Annotated in this window: 3 protein-coding genes and 2 pseudogenes; 2 read left to right on the top strand and 3 right to left on the bottom strand. The window is 42.6% G+C overall.

Translation table 11 applies throughout. The features are described from left to right. Positions 1-90: 90 nt before the first annotated feature. From SD31_RS01140 to SD31_RS01130, 3 genes and pseudogenes are all read right to left on the bottom strand, one after another. Positions 91-1269 (bottom strand): annotated as a pseudogene (locus SD31_RS01140) (adenylosuccinate synthase); the annotation flags it as partial. A gap of 119 nt (positions 1270-1388) precedes the next feature. Beyond that, a complete protein-coding gene (locus SD31_RS01135; protein WP_052258514.1) occupies positions 1389-1847 on the bottom strand; it encodes a Fur family transcriptional regulator in 459 nt (152 codons plus the stop codon). Positions 1848-1963: 116 nt separating this feature from the next. Next, positions 1964-4173 (bottom strand): annotated as a pseudogene (locus SD31_RS01130) (RelA/SpoT family protein). Between the two features lie 142 nt (positions 4174-4315). Between SD31_RS01130 and SD31_RS01125 the strand changes: the two are divergent. Together SD31_RS01125 and bshB1 are read left to right on the top strand one after the other, a co-directional pair. Beyond that, positions 4316-4972 (top strand): DUF4294 domain-containing protein, encoded by a 657-nt coding sequence (locus SD31_RS01125; RefSeq protein ID WP_039052794.1) that lies wholly within the window; start codon positions 4316-4318, stop codon positions 4970-4972. A gap of 91 nt (positions 4973-5063) precedes the next feature. Then, on the top strand, positions 5064-5768 hold the full coding sequence (gene bshB1 / locus SD31_RS01120) for a bacillithiol biosynthesis deacetylase BshB1 (protein ID WP_082021752.1): 705 nt from the start codon (positions 5064-5066) through the stop codon (positions 5766-5768). Positions 5769-6188 lie beyond the last annotated feature (420 nt).

Below are 6188 nucleotides of genomic sequence, written 5' to 3'. Positions count from 1 at the left end.
AACAGGTCGTGCCCGCCGTACAGGATGGATAGACATCCCTGCCTTAAAATATGCCATCATGTTAAACGGCGTGACCGAGCTTGTCATGRCCAAAGCCGCAGGGATTTCTTCTTTCGAGCGTATACCTGTAAGATCTTGATTCCAACCTTCAATTTCTTCGTAGATAGGTTCCGGCTTAATGGCGTTGATGTCGTACGGCATATAGTCGATTACCTCACCATTGTATTTGTAGTGCGTACAAGCATATATCTTTTCGAAGCTATCTAACACGTCGGCTTTCATCATGACAAGCTCGGTCACGCCGTTTAACATGATGGCATATTTTAAGGCAGGGATGTCTATCCATCCTGTACGGCGGGCACGACCTGTTGTGGCGCCGAACTCATGTCCTAGCTGACGTAGCTTTTCGCCTACCTCGTTGTCCAGCTCTGTAGGGAAAGGACCTCCACCTACACGTGTACAGTACGCTTTGAAAATACCGATTACTCTTCCGATTTTGTTAGGAGCCACACCCAAACCGGTACAAGCACCGGCCGTCGTGGTGTTCGATGAAGTTACATATGGATATGAACCGAAGTCTATGTCAAGCAATGTTCCTTGAGCACCTTCTGCCAAAACTTTTTTACCTTCTCTTAGATATTGGTTTACCAAGTGCTCTGAATCTACATGAGGGATAGTTTTGATAAAGTCGATGGCCGCTAAGAAAGCTTCTTCACGTTCGCTGAAGTCAGGAATTTCGCCGTAGTGTGACAAGATTTCTAGGTGTTTGGCTTTCAGCTTTTCGTAACGTTCTTTGAAGTCCGCTAGGGTAGTGTCTCCCACGCGAAGACCGTTGCGACCGGTTTTGTCCATATAGGTAGGACCAATACCTTTCAATGTAGAACCGATTTTGCTGGCCCCCATCTTTGACTCTGAAGCGGCATCCAGCAACTGGTGAGTAGGCAAGATTAAATGTGCCTTACGAGCTAATACCAATTTTCCTTCACCTACAGGGTCGAAACCTGCAGCTTTCAAGTTGTCCAACTCTCTTTTTAAGATGATTGGATCGATTACTACTCCGTTACCGATAAGATTTAAAGTAGTCTTATTGAAAATACCTGATGGAATGGTGTTTAAAACAAACTTTTTGTTGTCAAACTCTAACGTATGTCCAGCATTCGGACCACCTTGGAAACGCGCTATCAAATCGTATTGCGGACATAATACGTCCACAATTTTACCTTTTCCTTCGTCGCCCCATTGTAAGCCCAATAGCACATCAACTTGCATAATGTATTAATTTGATATTGTGATTGAAAGTTTTACAAATTCTATTAAAAACAATGTTCGGAAAATAGGTCGATCCATTTTCCGAACAAATTTACTATTATTAATAATGTATAGAGAATTTAATTTAAATTACTTCTTTGCTTTCGTTCCTTTTTTTCGGCTTCACGTTTGGCCTTGCAGGTAGAGCAGATGCCATACAGGTTCAAAGAGTGATGTTTGATGTCGAACTTCAACAGTTCGCCGATCATGGTTTGTATCTGATGGATACGAGGATCGCAGAATTCAACCACCTTATTGCACTCTATGCAGATGACGTGGTCGTGCTGCTTATATCCATAAGACTTTTCGAACTGCGCCATGTTGCGTCCGAACTGGTGTTTGGTCACCAAGTCACAAGATACGAGTAGCTCTAAAGTATTGTATACAGTAGCACGGCTGACCCTGTATTTTTTATTTTTCATGTGGATATAAAGGGATTCCACATCGAAATGGTCATTACGCGAGTAAATTTCTTCTAAGATAGCGTATCGCTCAGGAGTCTTTCTTAGATTTTTATTTTCTAGATAAGCCTCAAAAATTTTTTTTTACGGTTTCGTAATTTTCTGCCTGATTCATATTGTTGATTGCTCCTAAGCAAATTTACCAATTAATTTCCAAATATGCTATCGCTGCATTTGCAGTGATGAAGGATACTTTAATGTTCTGACTCATAACGGGTAACACTGGTTACTCCCGGCACTAACTTAAGACGGTTTATTAGACTTTCTAGTTGTTCAATGTTGCTGATATTCACCATGATATTTCCTTCGAAGATACCTTCATTGCTGGTGATGCTGAGAGAGCGTATGTTGACACTGAATTCCTGTGAGATGACTGTAGTCAGTTTATTAACCAAGCCAACGTCATCTATACCCAAGATACGTATTCCGGTGATGAAGGAATGGTCGATTTTCGATGAGGCCCATTTTGCTTTAAGGATACGGTAGCCGTAGTTGGCCATCAGCTTAGAAGCGTTAGGGCAGGAGGTGCGATGAATCTTGATTCCTTCATTTACGGTAAGGAAGCCGAAGATGTCGTCTCCCGGAATAGGGTTGCAACATTGCGCCAAAGTATAATCCAACTTTTGGAAGTCGTCACCAATCAAAATGGTATCGGAGTTTTTGCGGTCAATCTTTTCCACCAATCCATTGATATGGGAGGTGAACTGATTTTGCGTGCTTTCCTGAGACTTCTCACTAGCCAGATAATCTTTTAGATGCTTGATATCAATGTTTCCTTTGGCAACATTGTAGAAGAGGTCCTGAGAGCTTGGAAACTTAAGGAAGTTGGCGATCTTGTTGATATTGTCTGTGTTATAGGTGATTTTCAGCGACTTCATCTTTCGCTCCAAGATCTCCTTACCGTCTTCAGCAATACGGCGTTTCTCTTCTTTCAGGGAGGACTTTATTTTGGATTTGGCTTTAGCCGTAACCACAAAGTTTAGCCAATCCTCCTTTGGGGTCTGTTTGCTGGATGTAATGATTTCTACTTGGTCACCATTCTGTAAACGGTGGCTAAGCGGTACCAGCTTATGGTTTACCTTTGCGCCAATACATGTAGCTCCTATATCGGTATGGATTTCGAAAGCGAAATCTAGGGCAGTAGCTCCATTAGGCAACTGAATTAGGGTTCCTTTTGGGGTGAAGACGAAAACCTCGTCTGAGAAGAGGTTCATCTTGAAGTCGTCCAGAAAGTCCAAAGCGTTTTGCTCAGGATTGCTGAGGATGTCACGCACCTTTTGTATCCATTGGTCCAGACCGTTGTCTGAAGTGGACTCTTTGTATTTCCAATGTGCGGCAAATCCTTTTTCTGCAATTTCGTTCATACGCTTAGTTCGTATCTGCACTTCGACCCATTGACCTTTAGGTCCCATCACTGTGGTATGTAGGGACTCATAGCCGTTGGCTTTAGGGGTCGAAATCCAGTCGCGCAGCCTGTCGGGGTTTGGTCGATACAGGTCTGTGACGATGGAATAGACCTTCCAACATTCGGTCTTTTCGTTTTCGTATTCTGTGTCTATGATAATGCGGATAGCGAAAAGGTCGTACACCTCCTCGAAAGGAATAGACTTTTTGCGCATCTTATTCCAAATCGAATAGATGGACTTCGGACGTCCGAATACTTCGGCATTTATATTTTGTTCGGTCAGAATCTCCTGTATAGGCGTGATAAAGTCTTCGATATATTTTTCGCGCTCAGCTTTTTTCTCATTAATGTTTTTTAGCTGATAAACTTATACGTATCCGGGTCGGTATATTTCATGGAAAGATCTTCCAGTTCCGACTTGATGGCATAAAGCCCAAGACGGTGTGCCAGAGGAGCGTATAAGTAGCTAGTTTCGGAAGCGATCTTGAGTTGCTTGTGGCGGGACATGAATTCCATGGTACGCATGTTGTGCAGCCTGTCCGCCAGCTTAATGAGGATCACACGTACGTCATCCGCTAAGGTGAGCAACATTTTTCGGAAATTTTCCGCCTGGATGGAGCTGTTAGGGTCGAAGACTCCCGAGATTTTGGTCAACCCATCTATAATCTTGGCTACCTTTTTCCCGAATTGTGCTTCTATGTCTTCCAATGTTACGCTGGTGTCTTCCACCACGTCATGCAGAAGGGCACATACGATAGACGTAGGTCCTAAACCTATCTCTTCCGCAGCGATCTGCGCTACGGCAATGGGGTGATATATGTACGGTTCGCCTGACTTGCGGCGCATGTCTTTGTGACTTTCCAGTGCTAGTTCGAAAGCCTTGCGAATCATCTGTTTGTCGCCTTTTTTAAGGGTAGGTTTACAAGCTCTTAATAACGCTCTGTATCGCTTACGTATCTCCTTATTTTCCGCCTCAATATCAATCACATAATCTTCCATAAGAACTTCCTCAAAAATTTCGAAATTTGCATCAAAAAAATTATCTTTACGACTAGGTGATGGAGTATCAAAAACCACACCTATTTATTGATAAATATACATATTTATCTTTGATTTTGATTCCTTTTTTTCGTCAATGTTAATGAAAAGTTTTGGTAAAATATTCGTTTTGTTGATGTTTTCTTTGCTTGGGCAAAATGTCGGCAAAGCGCAGGAAGCCATGCCTCCATTAACATTGCCACATTATGGTGCTGGGAAGCCGGAAACGGTGATGTATTATCCTACCACCAAATTGGAAAACGGTGAGATAGTACCTTGGTTTCCCATAGAGACTGTTTATGTGTATGCCAAACGTGTATGGAAAAGCGAAGAGCAAAGGCAGCAATATCTTCGTCTGAAGAGAAATGTGCTGCGTGTACTTCCATACGCCATTTATGCACAGAAAAGATATGAGCAGCTAGAGCGTGATCTGGCTATGGCCAATTCCAAGAAGGAAGAAAAGGCTTTAATCAAGGCTTGCGAACGTGAGATAAAGGAAAAAATAAATAATGAAGTTAAGAACCTTTCTGTATCGCAAGGCAAAATTCTCATTAAACTTATAGAACGGCAGACAGGACATACAAGTTATAAGCTAGTCAGGGATCTTAAGGGTAGTGTGGCCGCTTTTGTTTATCAAGGAGTAGCCAAAGTATTTGGTCACAACCTAAAAGCTACCTATGACCCACAGGAAGATTTCGTCATTGAAAACATCATCCGTGAATACGAAGAGATGAGACCTATCAACAAACCCTATCAATAGAAGTTCCCTTCATTTTAAAATTTGAAATTCATTCCACTTTTCTTTTCCACACGGAAAATCTATAAATGGTATATTTGAACAAAAATATACTATGAAATTAGATTTAATGGTAATGACTGTGCATCCCGATGATGCAGAATTGGGGGCAGGAGGAACCATCGCAAAATATGTTGCCGAAGGTAAAAAGGTCGGTATAGTGGATCTTACGAGAGGTGAATTAGGGACACGAGGTACAGCGGAAACGCGTAAACAGGAAGCAGCCGATGCGGCTCAAATTCTTGGTGTACATGTACGCGAAAATTTGGGGCTGCGTGATGGCTTTTTTCAAAATGACGAAGAATCGCAGCTCGCCATCATTCGTTGCATTCGTAAATATAAACCTGAAATTATCATTACCAATGCTTTAGAGGACCGTCATCCCGACCATGGACGTGCCAGTAAGCTGGTAAATGACGCCATCTTCTTGGCGGGATTAAGGCGCATAGAAACTACATTAAACGGAGAGGTGCAAGAAGCTTATCGCCCACGGCTACAATTACAGCTCATTCAAGATAAGTATATCCAACCGGATATCATTTTGGATGTATCTGACTACTGGGACATCAAGGAAAAGTCGATTTTGGCGTATAAGACACAGTTTAACGCATCTAATAATGATGACGGCCCACAGACCTATATTTCCACCCCGRACAGTTTTCGAGCGGTGAAACCTTCCCCGAAGGCAACCTGGATATTTCGTCCGAATTCTCTACCTCGGGCCCTCGTATACTCTAAAAATTCCGGGGTGGAAATATAGGTCTGTGGGCCGTCATCATTATTAGATGCGTTAAACTGTGTCTTATACGCCAAAATCGACTTTTCCTTGATGTCCCAGTAGTCAGATACATCCAAAATGATATCCGGTTGGATATACTTATCTTGAATGAGCTGTAATTGTAGCCGTGGGCGATAAGCTTCTTGCACCTCTCCGTTTAATGTAGTTTCTATGCGCCTTAATCCCGCCAAGAAGATGGCGTCATTTACCAGCTTACTGGCACGTCCATGGTCGGGATGACGGTCCTCTAAAGCATTGGTAATGATAATTTCAGGTTTATATTTACGAATGCAACGAATGATGGCGAGCTGACTGATTCTTCGTTCAATTTGAAAAACCATCACGCCAGCCCCCAAATTTTTACGCGTACATGTACACCCAAGAATTTGAGCCTGCATCGGC

This window comes from Sphingobacterium sp. T2, assembly GCF_000814685.1.
Classification (GTDB): domain Bacteria; phylum Bacteroidota; class Bacteroidia; order Sphingobacteriales; family Sphingobacteriaceae; genus Sphingobacterium; species Sphingobacterium thermophilum.
This window is presented reverse-complemented; position numbering and strand designations above follow the sequence as displayed.

Coding starts and splice junctions, on each gene's coding strand:
- SD31_RS01125 (WP_039052794.1), top strand. CDS start 4,316: ATGAAAAGTTTTGGTAAAATATTCGTTTTGTTGATGTTTTCTTTGCTT.